This window comes from Streptacidiphilus sp. ASG 303 (genome assembly GCF_020991365.1).
Lineage (GTDB): Bacteria > Actinomycetota > Actinomycetes > Streptomycetales > Streptomycetaceae > Peterkaempfera.
Genome location: NZ_JAJLRA010000003.1, coordinates 385,964 through 404,555, shown reverse-complemented (window position 1 = coordinate 404,555; position 18,592 = coordinate 385,964). Strand labels below are relative to the sequence as shown.

15 protein-coding genes are annotated in these 18,592 nt (G+C 77.3%); 10 read left to right on the top strand and 5 right to left on the bottom strand.

The genetic code is table 11. The features are described 5' to 3' along the window. Positions 1–3: 3 nt before the first annotated feature. The gene (locus LO771_RS06630) at positions 4–942 is read left to right on the top strand and encodes a uroporphyrinogen-III synthase (protein WP_230648977.1); all 939 of its coding nucleotides are present in this window, start codon (positions 4–6) and stop codon (positions 940–942) included. A 52-nt stretch (positions 943–994) separates the two neighbouring features. Here the strand turns inward: LO771_RS06630 and LO771_RS06625 are convergent, their stop codons facing one another. Continuing rightward, complete coding sequence (locus LO771_RS06625; RefSeq protein ID WP_304944763.1) at positions 995–2,320, bottom strand: ABC transporter substrate-binding protein; 1,326 nt, start codon at positions 2,318–2,320, stop codon at positions 995–997. 285 nt (positions 2,321–2,605) lie between these two features. Here LO771_RS06625 and LO771_RS06615 point away from each other — a divergent pair, with 285 nt between their 5' ends. Next, positions 2,606–3,052 (top strand): hypothetical protein, encoded by a 447-nt coding sequence (locus tag LO771_RS06615; RefSeq protein ID WP_230649084.1) that lies wholly within the window; start codon positions 2,606–2,608, stop codon positions 3,050–3,052. Between the two features lie 193 nt (positions 3,053–3,245). Further along, a complete protein-coding gene (gene purU, locus LO771_RS06610) occupies positions 3,246–4,139 on the top strand; it encodes a formyltetrahydrofolate deformylase (protein ID WP_230648975.1) in 894 nt (297 codons plus the stop codon). A 51-nt stretch (positions 4,140–4,190) separates the two neighbouring features. On the opposite strand, the gene LO771_RS06605 is transcribed toward purU, so the two are convergent. Both LO771_RS06605 and LO771_RS06600 read right to left on the bottom strand, forming a co-directional pair. Continuing rightward, positions 4,191–5,306 carry a zf-HC2 domain-containing protein gene (locus LO771_RS06605; protein WP_230648973.1) on the bottom strand — a complete coding sequence of 372 codons (1,116 nt, stop codon included), beginning with the start codon at positions 5,304–5,306 and terminating at the stop codon, positions 4,191–4,193. Then, positions 5,303–5,854 carry a sigma-70 family RNA polymerase sigma factor gene (locus tag LO771_RS06600; RefSeq protein WP_230648971.1) on the bottom strand — a complete coding sequence of 184 codons (552 nt, stop codon included), beginning with the start codon at positions 5,852–5,854 and terminating at the stop codon, positions 5,303–5,305. The genes LO771_RS06605 and LO771_RS06600 overlap by 4 nt, the downstream gene beginning before the upstream one ends. Positions 5,855–6,332: 478 nt before the next feature. Here LO771_RS06600 and LO771_RS06595 point away from each other — a divergent pair, with 478 nt between their 5' ends. The 5 genes from LO771_RS06595 to LO771_RS06575 all read left to right on the top strand — a co-directional run bounded on the left by LO771_RS06595 (position 6,333) and on the right by LO771_RS06575 (position 11,477). After that, positions 6,333–6,743 carry an STAS domain-containing protein gene (locus LO771_RS06595; RefSeq protein WP_230648969.1) on the top strand — a complete coding sequence of 137 codons (411 nt, stop codon included), beginning with the start codon at positions 6,333–6,335 and terminating at the stop codon, positions 6,741–6,743. A 353-nt stretch (positions 6,744–7,096) separates the two neighbouring features. Further along, on the top strand, positions 7,097–7,552 hold the full coding sequence (locus tag LO771_RS06590; protein WP_230648967.1) for an ATP-binding protein: 456 nt from the start codon (positions 7,097–7,099) through the stop codon (positions 7,550–7,552). Positions 7,553–7,572: 20 nt separating this feature from the next. Beyond that, positions 7,573–8,724, top strand: coding sequence for a GDSL-type esterase/lipase family protein (locus LO771_RS06585; RefSeq protein WP_230648965.1), 1,152 nt, complete (start codon positions 7,573–7,575; stop codon positions 8,722–8,724). A 780-nt stretch (positions 8,725–9,504) separates the two neighbouring features. Continuing rightward, entirely contained in the window at positions 9,505–10,416 is a 912-nt protein-coding gene (locus LO771_RS06580; protein WP_230648963.1) for a hypothetical protein, read from the top strand. A gap of 116 nt (positions 10,417–10,532) precedes the next feature. Then, positions 10,533–11,477 carry a beta-ketoacyl-ACP synthase III gene (locus tag LO771_RS06575; RefSeq protein ID WP_230648961.1) on the top strand — a complete coding sequence of 315 codons (945 nt, stop codon included), beginning with the start codon at positions 10,533–10,535 and terminating at the stop codon, positions 11,475–11,477. 276 nt (positions 11,478–11,753) lie between these two features. On the opposite strand, the gene LO771_RS06570 is transcribed toward LO771_RS06575, so the two are convergent. Continuing rightward, on the bottom strand, positions 11,754–12,401 hold the full coding sequence (locus tag LO771_RS06570) for a TetR family transcriptional regulator (protein ID WP_230648959.1): 648 nt from the start codon (positions 12,399–12,401) through the stop codon (positions 11,754–11,756). A 527-nt stretch (positions 12,402–12,928) separates the two neighbouring features. On the opposite strand from LO771_RS06570, the gene LO771_RS06565 reads away from it, so the two are divergent. Further along, complete coding sequence (locus LO771_RS06565) at positions 12,929–15,445, top strand: serine/threonine-protein kinase (RefSeq protein WP_230648957.1); 2,517 nt, start codon at positions 12,929–12,931, stop codon at positions 15,443–15,445. Between the two features lie 200 nt (positions 15,446–15,645). Here the strand turns inward: LO771_RS06565 and galE are convergent, their stop codons facing one another. Continuing rightward, a complete protein-coding gene (gene galE, locus LO771_RS06560) occupies positions 15,646–16,632 on the bottom strand; it encodes a UDP-glucose 4-epimerase GalE (protein WP_230648955.1) in 987 nt (328 codons plus the stop codon). Positions 16,633–16,867: 235 nt separating this feature from the next. Here galE and LO771_RS06555 point away from each other — a divergent pair, with 235 nt between their 5' ends. After that, complete coding sequence (locus tag LO771_RS06555) at positions 16,868–18,577, top strand: glycosyltransferase family 2 protein (protein ID WP_230648953.1); 1,710 nt, start codon at positions 16,868–16,870, stop codon at positions 18,575–18,577. Positions 18,578–18,592: the final 15 nt, after the last annotated feature.

The window sequence follows — 18,592 nt, the reverse complement described above, 5'->3', positions numbered from 1 at the left end:
CGCATGCCGGACCCCCGCACCCCCCGCACCGCCGCCGACGCCGCGCCCCCGCCGGGGCCGCCGTCCGCGCCTCCGCCCGGGCCGCCCTCCGAGGCGCCGTCCGGGCCCCCGCCCGAGCCGGGCCCGGGTCCGCTCGCGGGCCGCACCGTCGCCGTCACCGCCGACCGGCGGCGCGGGGACCTGGCCGCCCTGCTGCGCCGCCGCGGCGCCCGGGTGGTGGAGGCGCCGACCATGTCCACCCTGCCGCTGGAGGACGACCGGGAGCTGCGGGCCGCCGTCGAGGCGTGCGTCGCGGCGCCGCCCGACTACACGGCGGTCACCACCGGCGTGGGCTTCCGCGGCTGGCTGGAGGCGGCGGCCTCCTGGGGCCTCGGCGCCGCCCTGAGGGACGCCCTGGGCCGCTCCGCGGTGGCGTGCCGGGGCCCGAAGGCCACCGGCGCGGTGCGCGGCTGCGGGCTGCGGGAGGCGTACGCGGCGCCGGAGGAGTCCAACGACGACCTTCTCGCCTGGCTGCTGGCCCGCGGTCCGGCGGGCCGCAGGGTCGCGCTCCAGGAGCACGGGGCGCCCATGCCGGAGTTCTCCGCGGCGCTGCGGGCCGCCGGGGCCGAGGTGCTGCCGGTGCCGGTGTACCGGTGGGGGCCGCCCGCCGACCCGCGGCCGGCGCGGGAGCTGGTGGCGGCTGTGGCGGCGGGCAGGGTGGACGCGGTGGCGTTCACCAGCCAGCCCGCCGTGGAGGGGCTCTTCGCGCAGGCCCGGGAGCTGGGCCGCTACGACGAGGTGGTGGCGGCGCTGCGGGACGGCCGGGTGCTGGCCGCGGCCGTCGGGGAGGTCTGCGCGCGGCCGCTGCAGGCCGCCGGGGTGCCGTCGGTGCACCCGGAGCGCGGCCGGCTGTCCTCCCTGGTGCGCACCCTGGAGCAGGAGCTCGGGGCCCGCCGGGGGTGACCGGGGGACCGCCGCGGGCGGCCTCCCGGTCCCCGGGCGGCCGGTGCGGCGGTCAGCTCCCGCCCGCCCGGCCGCTGCCGGTCAGCACCCACCCCACGTCGACGAAGCCGTGCCGCTGGTCGGTGAACTGCCCGTCGCGCACCGCCTGGAAGGTCACCGCGGTGTTGACCAGCCGCGGGGTGTCCATGCTCGCCAGCATGTCCGTCAGCCGCCAGGCCAGCGGCGGGGTGGCGCCGCCGGTCGCGACGGGGGCCTGGGTGCTCAGGGCCGTGCCCAGGGCGCGGGCGCCGACCTGCGGCCCCAGGCGGCGCACCGTCTCCAGGAACACCTGGTAGGCCACCCAGGTCGTCTGCACGCCCGGGTCGGACGCGTCGATCCCGCTGTCGCCGGAGCCGTACGCGGCGGCCGTCCTCCGCAGCGGGTCCCAGACGCGGGAGGACTCCGCGGGGTACCAGCTGGCCGCGTACGCGGAGCCCAGCGGGCCCCCGGCGCCGCCCGTCGCGTCGACCACCGACTGCTGGAAGCTGCCGATGACCGAGGAGAGCCGGGTGCGGCGGTGCCGCTGCTGCCGGTAGGCGTCCAGGAAGTTCTGGGTGGGGACGGCGGCCAGGGCGACGGTGACGCAGTGCCCCGACCGGTCGTCGCCGACGGCGCGCTCGGCGACGGTGCCGTAGTCGGTGGACTGCTCGGGCGCCGGGATGTCGACGGGGGTGATGCCGGCGGGGGTGAGCGCCCGGGAGAGGTAGGTGAACATCACGTCGCCGGCCTGGGTGTCCGGACGCACGACGGAGACGCTGCGGCACCCCTCGGTGAGCAGCTGCCGCCCGCTGCCGGCGAGCAGGGCGGGGGTGCCGCCGTTCACCGGGTAGGAGTCGGGGCTCTGGAACTCGGCCGAGGACAGGCCGTAGCCGCCGATGTAGGGGATGCCGTGGCTCTCCAGCGTGGGGAGGATGGCGGCGCCGTACTGGCTGTAGGAGCCCACGACCGCGACGGCCCCCTCCCGCACCGCCTGCTGGGTGCAGGCGTCCGCGCCGGCGGAGGTGTCGTGCTCGTTGCAGGTGAGGACCCGCAGCCTGCGGCCGGCGACGCCGCCCGAGGCGTTCACCTGGCGTCCTATCGCCTCGGCGAGCGCGGTCATCCCGGGCCGGTCCGCACCGCCGGTGCCGGACGGGGCCCAGGTCATGACGGTGATGTCGGAGGAGGTGGCGGCGTCGGCCGGGCCGCCGCAGCCGGCGGCGCCGAGGGCCGCGGGCAGGGCGAGCGCGCCGGTGGCGAGCGCCCCGGCCAGCCGGCGCCCTCTCCCCGGGACCCCGGAGCCCCGCTGCCTGCCGGCGGTGCCGGTGGTGGTGCTGCTGCCGGTGCTTCCGAGCCGCCTCATGGGTCGCGTCCCTCCCTGCGAGAACCGCGGGTCGCGGGGGACCCGCGGTACGCGTCGTTCCGGCGACCCAGCGTGTCCGCAGCAGCACACAGCCGGAGGGACGGCAAGGAAACGGGCGGTCAACCGGATGTGAACACCGGGTGGGGCGCATGTGAGGGTGTACGACCTTTCCGGGGGCGCGGCCCGTGCGGGGGCGCCGTAATGTCCCCCTCGCGAAGAACGTACGATCGGATTCTTATGCCGGTCTCCTCGAACTCTTTCCGCACGCGCCCCCGCTCCACCACCATGGGCGGCATGCCGCTCAACGACATGCCCTGGTGGCGCTGGAGGGCCCGCGTCCGCTCCGCGCTGCACATGCTCTCCGACCCCGCCTTCCAGCAGGAGTGCTGGGTGGCCGGCCGCGAAGGCTTCGGAGACGTCACCGACGCCGTGTACCGGCTGGTCGAGGACACCTGGCTGGACCGCTGGTCCGCGGAGAAGTACGTCGGGACCATCTTCCGCGACTCCGGCGAGGCCGCCCTGGTGGACGTGGCCGTGCTCCGGGTGCTGCGCATCCTGCACCAGGTGGGCGCCGACGCCCCCGCCACCGCCTACCTGGGCCACCACGGGTGGCCGGAGGCGGTCCGCGCCGCCCGCGAGGCCCACGTGCGCCTCGCCGCCAACGACGGCGACGACCCGGACGTCCCGCCGCGCTCGCTGGGCGTGCTGGCCATCCTCACCCGCGCCGCCTGACCCGCCTGTCCCCGCCCGCCCGCGCCTCCGGACCGCCCGGGGCCGCCCGCCCGCGCCTCCGGACCGCCCGCTCCGCCGCGACCCGCCCGTCCCGCAGTGCGGGCAGCGCCGGGGCGGGCCCGCGGTCTGTGCCACGCTTGGTCTGCGAGGGCCCCGCGCGGCCCGCACCGGCGAGGAGAGGACGGCGACGACCGTGGCAGAGCAGAACGACGCGGCGGCAGCGGACGCGGCCGGCCGCCCCCGCCAGTACGTCCTCACCCTGTCCTGCCCCGACCGGCAGGGGATCGTGCACGCCGTCTCCAGCTACCTCTTCATGACCGGCTGCAACATCCTCGACAGCCAGCAGTTCGGCGACCAGGACACCGGCCTCTTCTTCATGCGGGTGCACTTCTCCGCCGAGGCGCCGGTCACCGCCGAGAAGCTGCGGGCCAGCTTCGCCGCCGTCGGCGCCTCGTTCCGCATGGACTGGAGGATCCACCCGTCCGACGAGCGGATGCGCGTGCTGCTGATGGTCAGCAGGTTCGGCCACTGCCTCAACGACCTGCTCTTCCGCACGAGCATCGGCGCGGTGCCGGTCGAGGTGGCGGGCGTGGTCTCCAACCACACCGACTTCGAGCGCCTCGCGGACTCCTACGGCGTCCCCTTCCACCACATCCCCGTCACCCGCGACACCAAGGCCGAGGCCGAGGCCCGGCTGCTGGCGCTGGTGGAGGAGGAGCGGGTGGACCTGGTGGTGCTCGCCCGGTACATGCAGGTCCTCTCCGACGACCTGTGCAAGGCGCTGTCCGGACGGATCATCAACATCCACCACTCCTTCCTGCCGAGCTTCAAGGGCGCCAAGCCCTACCACCAGGCGCACGCCCGCGGCGTCAAGCTCATCGGCGCCACCGCCCACTACGTCACCGCCGACCTCGACGAGGGCCCGATCATCGAGCAGGAGGTCGAGCGGGTGACCCACGACGTCACCCCCGACCAGCTCGTCGCGATCGGGCGCGACGTGGAGTGCCAGGCCCTGGCGCGCGCCGTGAAGTGGCACAGCGAGCACCGCGTCCTGCTGAACGGCACCCGGACCGTCGTCTTCGCCTGAGCCCGCCTGCGGGCCCGTCCCGCGGCGCGGGGGCCCGGGTGCGGGGCGCGCTCAGGGCCGGGACAGCAGCGGGACGGCCCGCAGGACCTCCCGGACGGCCTCCCCGTCGCCGTGCTGGCCGACGGGCATCCGGGCCGGGTCGCGGTGGGCCGCGGCGAGGTAGCAGAACTCCAGGCCGTCCACCACGAGCGAGGCCACCGGCTCCGCCTCCACACCCGGCGGTCCGGCCGTGTCGAGCGGGACCAGCCACTCCCCGGCGGCCGCCCCCTCGATCACCAGCCGCAGGACGCGGGTCGGCCCGTCCGGCGCCGGGGCGGTGCCGCGCAGCCCGCCGAGGGCGGCGGGCAGCATCCGGGCGGCCAGGTCGACCATCCGCCGCAGGTGCGGCCCGGACGGCGGCTCGTAGGGGTAGTCCACGGCGCGCGCCACGTCGTCGGCGTGGATCCAGCACTCGAAGGCGCGGTCCACGAAGGCGTCCCGCGCCGGGAGGCGGGCGTCCCCGTAGTCGACCTCCAGGTCCCCGCCCGCGGGGCCGGCCAGCGAGGCCGCCCGGACCAGGGCGCGGGTCTGCTCGCGCCACAGGGCGCGGACCTCGTCGGGCCCGCTGCCCGCGTGGGCGCCGGCCATCCGGGCGGTGCGGTCCGCCACGGCGGCCCAGGGGCCGTCCGGCGTGCGCCCGCCGGTGCGGCCCGGCACGGGGTCGGCCAGCCCGTGGGCCAGGGCCACGAAGCCGTCCACCGCCGCGAGGTGGCAGAGCACCCCGGCGGGGCGCAGGCGCTCGACGCCGCCGTGCCAGGGCAGCTCGGCGTACTCCAGCCACTCCCCGGCGCCGAGGTCGCGCAGCAGGGCGTCCAGCCTGGCCGTCTCGGCCGAGTACGGCACGGCCCAGTCGGGCACGCGGATCTCGGGCGCCCGCCGCCCCAGGCAGCTCTCCAGCACCTGGCCGCGCAGGTCGGGCGCGGGGTCCAGGGGCTCGTCGGCGGAGAGCCAGCCCGCGGCGTCGCGCAGCCGGGCGGCCTCGGCCGCGCAGGGCCCGCAGCCGTGCAGGTGCTCCTCCAGCAGGGCGGTCTCGTCGTCCGGGCAGGCGTCCAGGGCCCAGGCGCCGAGCAGCAGGCGCACCGACTCGTGCTCGGCGGGCGGCAGGACGGCCGCGTCCGCGCCGGTCACCGGCCGTCCTCCGCGGCGAGGGCGGACGCGAGCAGCTGGAGGCCGAGCCGCATCCGGTGCTTGGCGGTGGCCTCCGCTATCCCCAGCTCGCGGGCGGCCTCCTGGTAGGTCCGCCCGTTGAAGTAGGTGAGGGTGAGCGTCTCGCGCAGCGCGGGCGGCAGTGAGGTGACGACGTACTGGACCCGGGCGGCCGTGGCCGCGGCCAGCAGCTCCTCCTCCAGCCCCGCGGACCCCGCCCCGGCCGGACCGCCGGCGGCCGGGCCGGTGCGGCGGCGCAGGCGCTCCACGGCGCGGCGGTGGGTGAGGGTGCCGATCCAGGAGCGCATGGAGCCCCGGTCGGGGTCGAACTCGCCGGGGTGCTCCCAGACGTGGGCGAAGACCTCACGGGTGATGTGCTCGGCCGCCTCCTGGCTGTCGAGCACCCGGTTGGCGAGGCCGTGGACCAGCGGCGAGAACTGGTCGTACAGCTCGCCCAGGGCCGCCTCCTCGCCGCGGGCGAGGCGCTGCTGGATCTGCCGGTCCCATCGGCCCGGGGTGGGGGTCGCCATGCGCACCACCCTTCCTGCACACCGCCGGACCCGGGCCGAGCTCCCCCTGGCGGGTCCGACGCACCGTCCTGACGCCCCGTCCGCCCCGGGGGGAGGGCGGCCGCTGCGCTCGGATAGATCCCAAGGTATCCGGCGACGGGGGCGCGGTGCGCAGGATTGTCCGAAGAGCGGCGGGTCGGCCGCCCCGCCCCCGGGGGGCCGGTCCGGTCCGGCGGTGAGGGCGCGCCCGCGGCGACGCACGCCCCCGGCCGCGCCCCCGCACGCCCGGGCCCGGTCCGGCCCCGGCCCGGACGCGCCGGCCGCCGGGGACCGGGCGCCCCGGGACGGGACGAAAGCGGCGCTTCCCGTGCAGGACCGCGGCCGCGGCGCCCCTGCCCTGTCCAACCGGCGCAAAGACGGCATAGGGTCGTCGGCGGCCGGTGCGCCGCCCGGGAGCCGCCCGGACCGCTCTCGCCCGGCACGGAAGGGACAGGGGCCCGTGGTGCTGGCAGTGACCTCGGAGGAGCGTGACGGCTGGACCGTGCTGCGGGTCGCGGGGGAGATCGACCTCGTCTCCGCGGCCACCGTGCGGACGCGGGTCCACGAGGCGGTCGCCGAGGGGCGCCGCCGGCTGGTCCTGGACCTCTCCGAGGTGCAGTTCTGCGACTCCAGCGGGGTGGGGGTGCTGATCGCGGCCCGCCGCCTGATGCGCTCCTGCGCGGGCGAGCTGCGGCTGGCCATCCCCGGCCGGTACGAGGACGGCCGCGAGAGCCGGGTCCAGCGGGTCTTCAACGCCCTCGGCGTGCGGCGGCTCTTCGACATCCACCCGGACGCGGACTCCGCGGTGGCCGCGCCGCCCGGGAGCGGCGGCGGCCGGGCCGGGCAGGGCGCGGTGCCGCTCTCCGCCTGACGGGGCGTCCGCCGGCGTCCGGTCCCGCGCTGCGGCCCGCAGCGGCCGCCGGCCGCCCCGCGCCTCCCGCGGCGCGGCGCCGCCGTTCGACCGCGGCTGGACATATGTAGGAAGGGTGGTTCCCGCCGCCGCCGCGCCGCCGCGGCCCGGGCGGCGCACCCCGCTTCGTTACGCTCGTCCCACGTGCGGCCGGGGCCGTCCCCGGGGAAGCGGCGGGGGACAGTATGCACCGTCCTGCACCCTGGCCGCCGGAATATGCCCGAAGCGCTTGCTGCCCCTGTCTCGGCGGATCATTCTTGGGCGAACCGTGCCGAGGACGGCGTGACGGCCCGCGACTACGGGTGGTGTGAGCGGTGCAGGTGCTTCAGTTGCAGACGGCGGTGCAGCCGGATCCGGCGGAGGTCGGCCGGGCGCGCGCCTGGGCCCGCGGACGGCTGCGCGGCAGCGGCCTCGACCCCGACGCCGCGCTCGCCGAGACCCTCGTGCTCGTCGTCTCCGAACTCGTCACCAACGCGGTCGTGCACACCGGTTCGCCCGCGGTGCTGCGGCTGCTCTTCCCGCTCGGCGACGAGTCCGGGGCCCCCGCCGTGCGCGTCGAGGTCGCCGACGCCAGCGGTGCGCCGCCGCAGCCCCGCCGCGCGGAGGACGACGCGGTGGGCGGACGCGGCCTGGAGCTGGTCGACTGCCTCTGCGACCGGTGGGGTTGGGCCCCCGACGGATCGGGGAAGCGTGTCTGGTGCGAGATCGACCGGCGGCAGCCGCCCCTGCAGTCCGCGCCCGCCGTCGGGCCGCGGGCCCTGGCGGTGTGACCGGCGCCCCCCTGCCCTCCGTGGCGTCCTCCCCACCCGGCCCCGCCGCGCCGATTGACGCGTCCGCCCCGCCCGATGCGTCCGCCCCGCCCGGCCCCGACGCCCCGCCCGGCGGGTTCGTCCTGGCCGACGGTGCGACCGCCGTCGACGGCGCCGTCGACCTGGAGCGCGGGGACGGCTGGGTGCAGCCCTGGCGCCTGCCGTACGCGGACCTGGAGCTCCACCACCCGCTGCTCGCCGTCGCCGCCATGGGCCCCAGCGGCGTGCGGCTGCGCTGCACCACCGACGCGCGCCACCTGGCGCTCCACGTCCAGCCGGTGGCACTGCCCGGCGCCCCGCCGCCCGCCGTGCCCGCGCCCTACGCGCTGGTGGTCGACGGCGAGCCGCTGCGGGAGGTGCCCGCCCCCGCCGAGCCCCTCGCCGACGCCGTCGTCGACCTGCCCGGCCTGCCGCCGGGGGAGAAGCAGGTCGAGGTCTGGCTCCCCGTGCTGCCGGGCGTGCGGATCCGCGCCCTGCGGGCCGTCGACGGCCGCCCGCTGCGCCCTCCGGCTCCGGACCGCCGTCCCCGCTGGACCGTGTACGGCAGCAGCATCACCCAGGGCCACGGCGTCGCCGCGACCGGCAGCTGGCCCGCGGTCGCCGCCCGGCGCCTCGGCCTGCGGCTCACCAACCTCGGCTATGGGGGCTCCTGCCTCCTGGACCCGCTGGTGGCCCGCGTGGTCGCGGCGCTGCCCGCCGACCGCATCACCCTCGAGGTGGGCATCAACGTCCACAACTCGGCGGCGCTGCGCGACCGCACGCTGGGCCCGGCCCTGCACGGCTTCCTCGCCGCCGTCCGCGACCGGCGGCCGGACGTGCCGGTCACGGTGGTCTCGCCCGTGTACGGCGGGGAGCTGCGCGAGGACACGCCCGACAGCTGGTACGAGACGCCCGACGGCGTGCGACGGCGCATCAGCGGGGACATGACGCTCCGTCACATCAGGGGGGTGCTCGAGGACGTGGTCGCGGTGCGCCGCCGCCGCGGGGACGGGCGGCTGGCATATCTGGACGGGCGGGAACTGTTCGGCGCCGAGGACGCCGCCGCGGGACGCATGCCCGACGGGCTGCACCCCGACGCCGCAGGTCAACGGTTGATGGGCGAGCGCTGGGCGGAGCGCGCGACGGCCGGGTGACCGTCGGTTTCCGGACGGTCCGGGGGTCGAGGACGGCTGAAATGCACGGCAACCCTTCCGAGTTTCGGACAAGGCATTGACGGCGCGTGTCTGTCTGATCACCCTTGGGTGCAGCGGTCCGTTGCGAGGGGACGTCGAGGCGGAAGCCCCCGGTGGCCACCGGGAGGAGCCTCCTCGGCGAGTGCGGATCACGCGGCGCCGGACAGGGCCCGGGCGTCGCGGTCGGGTGGCGGAGCGCCGTGCCCCTGCGGGCGCGCAGGGCGCCCCGCCACCCGGTCGTCGCCCGCCGCGACCTGCCCGCGCCGCTACCCGCCCCCGCCGCCCGTGCCGGCTGCCCGCCGGCCTCGTCGCGGTCGGCCGGACGACCGCCGCCGGCCCGGCCGGAACCCGTCCCGTACCCGCCGCCCGCGGCCGCGGCGCGCCTGCCGCCACGGCCGTCCCCGGCCGGTCCGGGCGGGCCGCCGCACCCGTGACGGATCCGACGGACCGTCTCCCCGCGCGCCCGGGCCGGGAATCCGGGAGCCGCCGACCGGCGTGGAGCCCTGCGTGCACGCCCGCCGACGGGGTGAACGCGCCGCACGGCCGGGTTTACCGCGCCCCGCCCGTCGGTGCTGGTGGGAGGGGCCGACCGGGACCGGCGATGCCGCGCCCGCCCGCTTGCACCGGAGTTCCGGGGGTACGTGCGCGCTGAACCAGGGGGGCCTGCTGTGCGTAGGCTCACACACTGCAACACGCACCCCGGTACCGGGAGCGACCCGGGCTTTTGGGAGGATCGCACCCATGTCCCGCACCGAGCGCACCGCCGATCTGCCCGAGTCCCGGCCCGAGCCCGGCCGGCGTCCCCGCCACCGCGGGGAGCGCCGCAGGCCCGCGCGCGGCCGCGCGGCCGCGGCCGCGGCGGGCACCACGGCGCTGCTCCTCGCGGCGGCCGGCGGCTGGATGGCCTTCGGCCCGCAGGGCGCGCTCACGAGCGTGGCGGCCTCGCTCTCCCCCGAGCACGCCGGCGACGCCACCACCGCGGCCCGCGCCCAGAGCGGCCCGCTGGACGAGGGCCACACCTCCTCGCCCGCCGCCGACCGCTCCGACCGCTCCGACGGCATGGCCGACGAACTGCCCGGCGTCGGACCGCGCTTCCGGGCGCGGATCCCCGCCCGCACCGCGCAGGTGCTGCTGGTCTCCGGCGAGGGCCGCGACTCCTCCGACTCCACCGCCACCCTCTGGACCCGCACCGCCGACGGACGCTGGAAGGCCGGCGCCTCCTGGCGGGCCCACAACGCGCTCAAGGGCTGGACGGACGACCACCACCTGGACGACCTGCGCAGCCCGATCGGCGTCTACCCGCTCAGCGACGCCGGCGGACTGAAGGCCGATCCGGGGTCCAGGCTCCCGTACCACCGGGACCCCAGCTTCACCATCAGCGGCAAGGGCTTCGAGGGCGAGAACCTCGAGGGCTCCTTCGACTACGTCGTGGCCATCGACTACAACCGGAAGGCCGGCACCTCGCCCCTGGACGGCACCAAGCCGCTCGGGGCCGCCCGGGGCGGCGGCATCTGGGTGCACGTCGACCACGGCGGTCCGACCCACGCCTGCGTCTCCCTGGCGGAGGGCGACATGGTGGCGCTGCTGCGGGCCCTGGACCCGGCGGCCCACCCGGTGATCGTGATGGGCGACCGCGGCTCCCTCGCCGCCTGACCCGGTGTCCGCCCCGGAGGCCCGGCCGACCCTTGTCAGGGAGCTACAGCATCCGCCGCCCGATCCTGTCCCGGGGCGCCACCGAGTGACCCGCCGGTAACGGGTTGAGTGGTGGCATGACCGGATCGCGCATCGTGGCACTCGGCCACCACCAGCCGCCCAGGGTCCTCACCAACGACGACCTGGCGCGCATGGTCGACACCGACGACGAGTGGATCCGCAGCCGGGTGGGCATCCGCACCCGGCACGTCGCCGAGGACGAGACCCTGGTCGACCTCGCCGAGCAGGCCGCCTGGAAGGCCGTCGCCGGCAGCGGCCTGCAGCCCGCCGAGATCGACCTGGTCGCCGTGGCCACCTGCACCGCCGTCGAGCGCAGTCCCAGCACCGCCGCCGCGGTCGCGGCCCGGTTGGGCATCCCCGCCCCGGCGGCGTACGACATCAACACGGCGTGCTCCGGCTTCTCCTACGCCCTGGCCACCGCCGACCACGCGCTGCGGGCCGGCGCGGCCCGCCGCGCCCTGGTGATCGGGGCCGAGCGGATGTCCGACACGGTGGACTGGACCGACCGGACCACCTGCGTGATCTTCGGGGACGGGGCGGGCGCCGCCGTGCTGGAGGCCGTGCCCGAGGGCGTGGAGCCCGGCGTCGGGCCGGTGGTGTGGGGCTCGGCGCCGGACAAGGGCGACGCGGTGGCCATCACCGGCTGGGAGCCCCGCATCAGCCAGCAGGGCCAGACGGTCTTCCGCTGGGCGACCACGCAGCTGGCCCCGATCGCCCGTGAGGCCTGCGAGCGGGCCGGGGTGGACCCCTCGGAGCTGGCGGGCTTCGTCCCGCACCAGGCCAACCTGCGGATCATCGACGCGATCGCGGCCCGGCTGGGCGTGCGGGACGCCGTGGTGGCCCGGGACGTGGTCGACTCGGGCAACACCTCGGCCGCCTCCATCCCGCTGGCGCTCAGCAAGCTGGTCGAGCGGGGCGAGCTGCCCTCCGGCGCGCCGGTGCTGCTCTTCGGCTTCGGCGGCGGACTGGCGTACGCGGGCCAGGTCGTGCGCTGCCCCTGACGGGCCGCCGGTCCGCCCCGGCGATTCCGCCGGCCCCGGCCGGCCCCGGCGGGGCGTCGGGTGCGGGCCGGTGCGCGGCCCCGCCGCGCCACGGGGCGGCCCCGGCGGTGTGCCGGGACCGCCCCGGTGCGGGCGCGCTTCGGACGTCCGGCCCACCTCCCCCGAGGCACGGCCGGCGTCCTCCGTCCGCCCCCGGTCCGGACAGGAGACCGGGAGGGTGCGCGCACGGTGGATGCGGTGCGGGTACTGCTGCGGTGCGGTGATGCGGGTGCAGCCCTACTTCGGCGGCTTCTTGCCGGTCACCCCGAGGTAGACCAGCGACACCAGGTTGGGCTTGAGGTCCTTGGCCTTGGCGCCCCAGGAGTCGAATGCCTTCTGGTGCTCGGCCGCGGCGGCCAGCAGGGTGATGAGCGAACCGGCGACCGCCCCGGCATTCGCCGACTTGTCGAACCGGTTCTTCGCCTGCATGTCCTTGAGGGTGTCGGTGAGCGGGCCGGCCACGGCGTTGAGGACCTTCATGCGGATCTTGAAGAACCGCTTGTCCCCTTCCGCCGCCCCGAGGGTGACCACACGGAGGATGGCGTCGTTCTTGCGCCAGAACCCGAGGAAGCCGTCAACCAGCCCCTCGGCGGTGGTCAGACCGGTTTTTCCCGCCCAGGATTTGTCGGCCACGAGCTCCTTGAGCCCGAGGCTGTCCTTGGCCATTTCCTCCGCGATCTCGAGGACGGCGCCCTCGACGTCGGGGAAGTACTGGTAGAACGTTGCGGGGGAGGTACCCGCCATCCGGGCGACGTCGATGACCTTGACGTCCCGGTACGGCGACGTGCTGAGCATCTCGCGGAGGCAGTCGAGCAGCTTCTGCCGAGTGGCCTGTCCGCGTCGCCCGGCGACGCGGCCGTCGACGGTGCGAACTTGTCCTGTCATGCCGTCAGCTTACCCGCGCAAGATCAGAGCGCGATTCGGCAATGTGACGAATACTCCGACCGGGGGTGGCGCAGTGTCGCCGGGGAGGCGCGGAGAATGACCGGATGCCCTGCCGGAGTGGCCCGGGAGTTTCGTTACGGACCGTTTCTCGGCCAGGTCAGGACTTCGCGGCCGGGCGCTGACGGACAATTCGGCGGCAGTCGGATACCGCGGTCCGGTATGCATTCGCCCGCGGCTTCGAATCCGGTCTCCCGGCCGTAATGGAGTTGTGACTGCTCCGTTAGGGGCAATCGGGCTTTCCGGGTCCGCCGGCCCCGCCGCGCGGTCCCGCCGCCGGACCGGGCGAACCGCGGCGGCGTCCTGCACGTCAGTCCTCTGAGCAGGGACCGCGGGAGCCCGGTCCGCCCGCGGCGGCGGACCGGCCCGCCGTACCTGGTTGGCCGTTCGGCGGGTCGGCCATGGAGAATCGGACGACCCCCCTCGCGGCGACGCGCCGCGGGGCGGCAGAGCGGGGAGGTGGCGGAGGAGTGGACCAGCTGACGGCGCACGATCCGAGGCGGATCGGGCCCTTCGAGGTGCTGGGACGCCTCGGCGCGGGCGGGATGGGGCTCGTGTACCTGGCGCGGTCCGCGTCGGGGCGGCGGGTGGCCATCAAGACCGTGCGCGCCGAACTCGCCGAGGACGAGCTCTTCCGGGTCCGCTTCAGCCGCGAGATCTCGGCGGCCAAGACGGTCAGCGGGTTCTACACCGCCGCCGTGGTCGACGCCGACGCCGACGCCCCCGTGCCGTGGCTGGCCACGGCCTACGTCCCGGCGCCGTCGCTGGAGGACCTGGTGGGCGAGTGCGGCCCGCTGCCGGTCGAGGCGGTCCGCTGGCTGGCGGCGGGCATCGCGGAGGCGCTGCAGTCGATCCACGCCGCCGGACTGGTCCACCGCGACCTCAAGCCGTCGAACGTCCTGGTCGTCGAGGACGGCCCCCGGGTCATCGACTTCGGCATCGCCGCCGGCGTCTCGCACACCCGGCTCACCATGACCAACGTCGCCGTCGGCACGCCCGCCTACATGTCGCCCGAGCAGGCCCGGGACAGCCGCAGCGTCACCGGCGCCAGCGACGTCTTCTCCCTGGGCTCGCTGCTGGTGTACGCAGCCACCGGCCACCCGCCCTACCGGGGGGCCAACCCGGTGGAGACCGTCTTCATGCTGCTCCGGGAGGAGCCGGACCTCTCCGGCCTGCCGGAGGACCTGGTGCCGCTGGTGCGGTCCTGCATGCGCCCGGCGCCGGAGCGGCGGCTCACCCCGGCGGAGATCCAGGCCGAACTGGCCCCGCACCTCTTCGCCCGGGGCGACGGCGGCGGCGACGGGGACGCGGGGGAGTGGCTGCCGCAGCCGGCCATCGAGCTGATCGAGCGCAAGCGGTCCCGGCGCGCCACCGCCCCGCCCCGGGCCCTGCCGCAGCCGCAGGCACCGCGGGCGCAGCCGCCCGCCGTGCCCCCCGTTCCCCCCGCGCCGACCGAGCCCCCGTCCCCCGCGCCCGCACACCCCGACCGCGCCTTCCCGGCCCCGGCCTCTCCGGCACGCCACGGCGCGGCCCCGCCGGACCTGCCCGACCCGCGGTCGGCCGGGCCGCACGGCGGCGCGCGGCACCGCGGCGGCCCCGCCCCCGAGGACGGCGGCGGCGAGGTGCGCCTCGCCGGCGCCTCGGTCCCGATAGGGCCCGGTCCCAGGGCCGAGACCGGCCTCGTGGCGGTTCCCCCCGCCTCCCCGGCCACCGGGTGGGTGCGCCCCCCGGGCCGGCTCCCGGCCGCCCCGGCCGCCTCCGCCCCGTCCGCGCAGGGCCCGGCCGCCCCGGGTCCCTTCGCGCCCGGGCCGCGGGCCGCCGGGTCCGGCGCCCCCCGGCAGCCGGTGCCCGCCGGCCCGTGGCGGCCCTGGCGGTTCCGGATGTCCAACGACGTGTGGGGCACCCCGGTCGTCGCCGACGGCGTCCTCTTCGTGTCCAGCTTCGAGGTGCACGCCCTGGACATCGCCACCGGCCAGCGCCGTTTCAAGACCCGCGACGTGGCCTGGGCGACGGCCGTGGCCGACGGCCGGGTCCACGCCGCCGACGGCCCGAACCTCCACACCCTGGACGCCGCCGGCGGCGCCGAGCGGTGGCGCTCCGCCCTCGACGGCTGGATCTACTCCCTGGACGCGGCCGACGGCGTCGTCTGCGCGGGCACCCGCGGCGGCGGCGTGCAGGTCCTCTCGGCGGCGGACGGCACCGAGCTGTGGCGGGCCGGCGACGCCCAGCAGGACTACGAGACCCCGCAGTCCGGCCCGGCCCTGGTCGGCGGCTCCGTCCACTACTACGGCGGCGGCCTGCTGCGCGCCGCCGACCTGCGGACCGGCCGGATCCGCTGGACCGTCCCGGTCGGCGAGGACGTGCCGGCGCGGCCGGTGGAGCGCGAGGGCACCCTGTACGTGACCGCGGGCACCCGGGTGCTGGCGCTGGACGCCGCCACCGGCCGGGAGCACTGGCGCTTCGAGGCGCCGGTGGTGCTCTTCACCCCGCCGGCGCTCGACCCGCCCGCGGCGGGCCCGGCGGGCGGCACCCGCACCGCCCCCGGCGTGTACGTCGCCGACTACCTCGGCACCCTCTACGCGCTGGACGCCACCAGCGGCCGCCCCCGCTGGCGCGGCCGCACCGCCAGCCGGCAGGGCGCCGAGCCGGTCGTGGTGGCGGACGGCTCGGTGCTGCTCGCGAGCGGCGACACGGTCTTCGCCTTCGACACGGCCGGCGGCCGCGAGCTGTGGCGGTACGCCGCGCGCGGCGAGGTGGTGGGCTCCCCGGCGGTCTCCGGCGGGCTGGTGCACATCGGCAGCCGCGACCGGTCGCTGCACACCGTCGACCTCGCCACCGGGCGGCTGCGCTGGGAGCTGGGCACCAAGGGCGAGATCACCGGCTCGCCGGTGGCGGCCGGCGGCCGGGTCTTCGTCGGCAGCAAGGACCGCTGCGTCTACGCCCTGGACTCGGTGTACGGCACGGCCATCCCCGACGAGCAGCGGTGACCGCGGGGCGGCGGTGACGGCGGGTCCGTCCCCGGACGCTCCCTCTGCCGCGCCCCCGGACGCACCCTCTGCCGCGCCCCCGGACGCACCCTCTGACGCACCCCCGGACGGCACCGCGCCCGGCCCGCCGGCGGACGGTTCCGCCGGATGGCCGGGCGCGTGAGGGGTGCCCGGGGCGGGGCGGGAGGCGGTACGGGCCGTCAGCCCCGCCGGGCCTCCGGGTGGCGGAGGCGCCAGCCCTCCCACGCGGAGGAGACCATCTCCTCCACCCCGTGGCGGGCGGTCCAGCCCAGCTCCCGGCGGATCAGGTCGGCCGAGGCCACGACCCGCGCCGGGTCGCCGGGGCGCCGGGGCGTCACCTCGCCGGTGGCGTCGTACCCGGTCACCCGCCCGACCACGTCGAGCATCTCCCGGACCGAGACGCCCTCGCCGCGGCCGATGTTGAGGACCAGCGAGGTCGCGCCCGCCGGGTCGGCGGCCAGCCGCCCGGCGGCCGCGACGTGGGCGGAGGCCACGTCCGAGACGTGGATGTAGTCGCGGATGCAGGTGCCGTCGGGCGTCGCGTAGTCGGCGCCGAAGATCCGCGGCGCCTCGCCGGCCGTCAGCCGCTCGAAGACCATCGGCACCAGGTTGAGGACGCCGTCGTCGGAGAGCGCGGGGGAGGCCGCGCCCGCCACGTTGAAGTAGCGCAGCGCCGCGGTGGAGATCCCGTGGGCCCGGCCCGCCGCCCGCACCAGCCACTCGCCCGTGAGCTTCGTCTCGCCGTAGGGGCTCATGGGGGCGCACGGCGTGGCCTCGGTCACCAGGTCCACGTCGGGCATGCCGTAGACGGCCGCGGAGGAGGAGAAGAGGAAGCGGCGCACGCCCGCGTCCACGACGGCGTCCAGCACCGTCCGCAGGCCCTCCACGTTCTCGCGGTAGTAGTGGAGGGGCCGCTCCACGGACTCGCCGACCTGCTTCTTCGCGGCGATGTGCAGCACCCCCGTGACCCCGTGCTCCCGCAGCGCACGGTCGACCGCGCCGCGGTCCAGGACCGAGCCGCGGACCAGCGGCACGTCCGCGGGCAGGCGCGCCGCGTCGCCGGTGCTCAGGTCGTCGAGCACGGCGACCGGCTGCCCCGCCGCGCGCATCGCGTGTACCACGTGTCCGCCGATGTAGCCGGCTCCGCCGGTGATCAACCAGGTCATACTCGGATCATAGGACGGGTCGGCGGCCGCCCTCCGCGGTCCCGGAAGCCCCTCCCCGGCTGTCCGGTATGGTGGGGCGAGGACCAGTACGCTCATGAGGAGCGTGCCCGGCCACCGCCGCCCGGCCGGTCCGGGGACCGGTCAGGGATCCGGGCAGGACGCACGGCGGCCGCGGGGGGACTGCGGAGGGCCGGACGGCGGCCCTGCCGAGCCGCGCACGAGGGAGCAGGCACGCATGTCGGTTGGCGAGCCGCGGGTCAGCGTCGTCGTGATCGTTTTCGACGACGCGGACCGCATCGCCGAAGCCGTGCACTCCGCCCTCGACCAGGGCGACGCGGTCGGCGAGGTCCTCGTCGTCGACGACGGCTCCACCGACGCCACCCCCGAGGTCCTCGCCCGCCTCGCCGCCGGGAACCCCCGGGTGCGCGTCCTCACCCGCCCCGCCAACAGCGGCGGCTGCGGGACGCCCCGCAACGAGGGGATCGCCGCCGCCCGCGAGCCGTACGTCATGCTCCTCGACAGCGACGACGTGCTGCCGCCCGGCGCCGCCCGCACCCTGCTGGACGCCGCCACCGCGCACCGCGCCGACGTCGCCGCCGGCGTCGCGGTCCGCCGCGAACTGCCCGGCGGCCCCGACACCCCCTGGCAGCGCGACCTCTACCCGCCCGACGGCGCCGCGCCCCTGCTGCTCCCCGACGGCATCGGCACCCGGCCCGGCTTCCTGCGCGACACCCTCTCCGCCGGCAAGCTCTACGACCGCTCCTTCCTGGAGCGGCACGGCGTGCGGTTCGCCGACGGCGACGTGCACTACGAGGACTTCCTCTTCACCGCCATGGTCTACGCGGCCCGGCCCCGCCTGGTGGCCATCCCCGACCCCGTCTACCACTGGCACGTCCGCCGCGGCGCCGGACGCCAGTCCATCTCGCTGCGCCGCGACGAGATCCGCAACTGGCGGGACCGGGTCGACGCCCACGCCGGGGCGGTCCGGGCCCTGGGCGAGGCCGGGGAGAAGTCCCTCGCCGACGCCGCCGCCACCAAGTTCCTCGACTACGACCTGCGGATGTACGTCCGCGAGCTCGGCGGCCGCTCCGACGCCTACCTGGCCGAGTGGTGGACGATCACCCGGGAGTACCTCAAGGGCTTCGACCCCTCCGCGGCCGCCGCAGCGCACCCGGCGGCCCGCTGGATCACCGCCGCGGTCCTCGCCTCGGACCGGCCCGTCGAGGTGGGCCGCCTCATCGAGCTCGCCGCCGGGCCCGCCCGCCTGGTGCCGCCGTACCTCACCGCCGCGGACGGCTCCCCGGTGCTCGGCGCCGGGGACGCGGCCGTCCCCCTGGACGGCCTGGACCGGCTCCCGCTGACCAGGCTGCCGGTCGCGGTGGACGGCGCGGTCCGCATCGGCCGCCGCTGCGAGGTGCGGCTGCGCCTCCACGAGCTGTACGGGAGGCTGGCGCCCGCCGCGCCCGAGTCGGTCGCGCTGGAGCTGCGCTCCCGCTCGGGCGCCCCGCCGGTCGCCCTGAGCCACGCGGCGCCCCTCGTCCGCTCGGCCGGCCCCGCCGCCGGCCCCTCCGACGGCCCCGCCCGCGCGGGCGGCACCGGCCGCCCCGGCGCCGCCGTCAACTCCGGCGACACCTGGACCGCCGCCCTGCCGGTGGACGTCTTCGAACTGGTCCGCGCCGGCCGGGCGGCCGCCCCGATGACCGCCTGGACGCTCTGGGCGGACGTCCGCTTCGCCGACGGCCGCACCCTCACCACCGCCGTCCGCGCACCCGGCGGCGTCTCGCGCCGCTCCTTCGCCTACCGGCCGCCCGCGGCCTTCGCGCTGGTCCAGGCCCACACCACCGCCTCCGGCGGCCTCGGCCTGCGGATCGCGGGCGGCCTCTCCGGCGTCCGCGAGGTGGCCGGCGCCCGCCTCGCCCGGCTGCTGGCCCGGTTGCAGCACTGACCCGTCCGGCCCCGT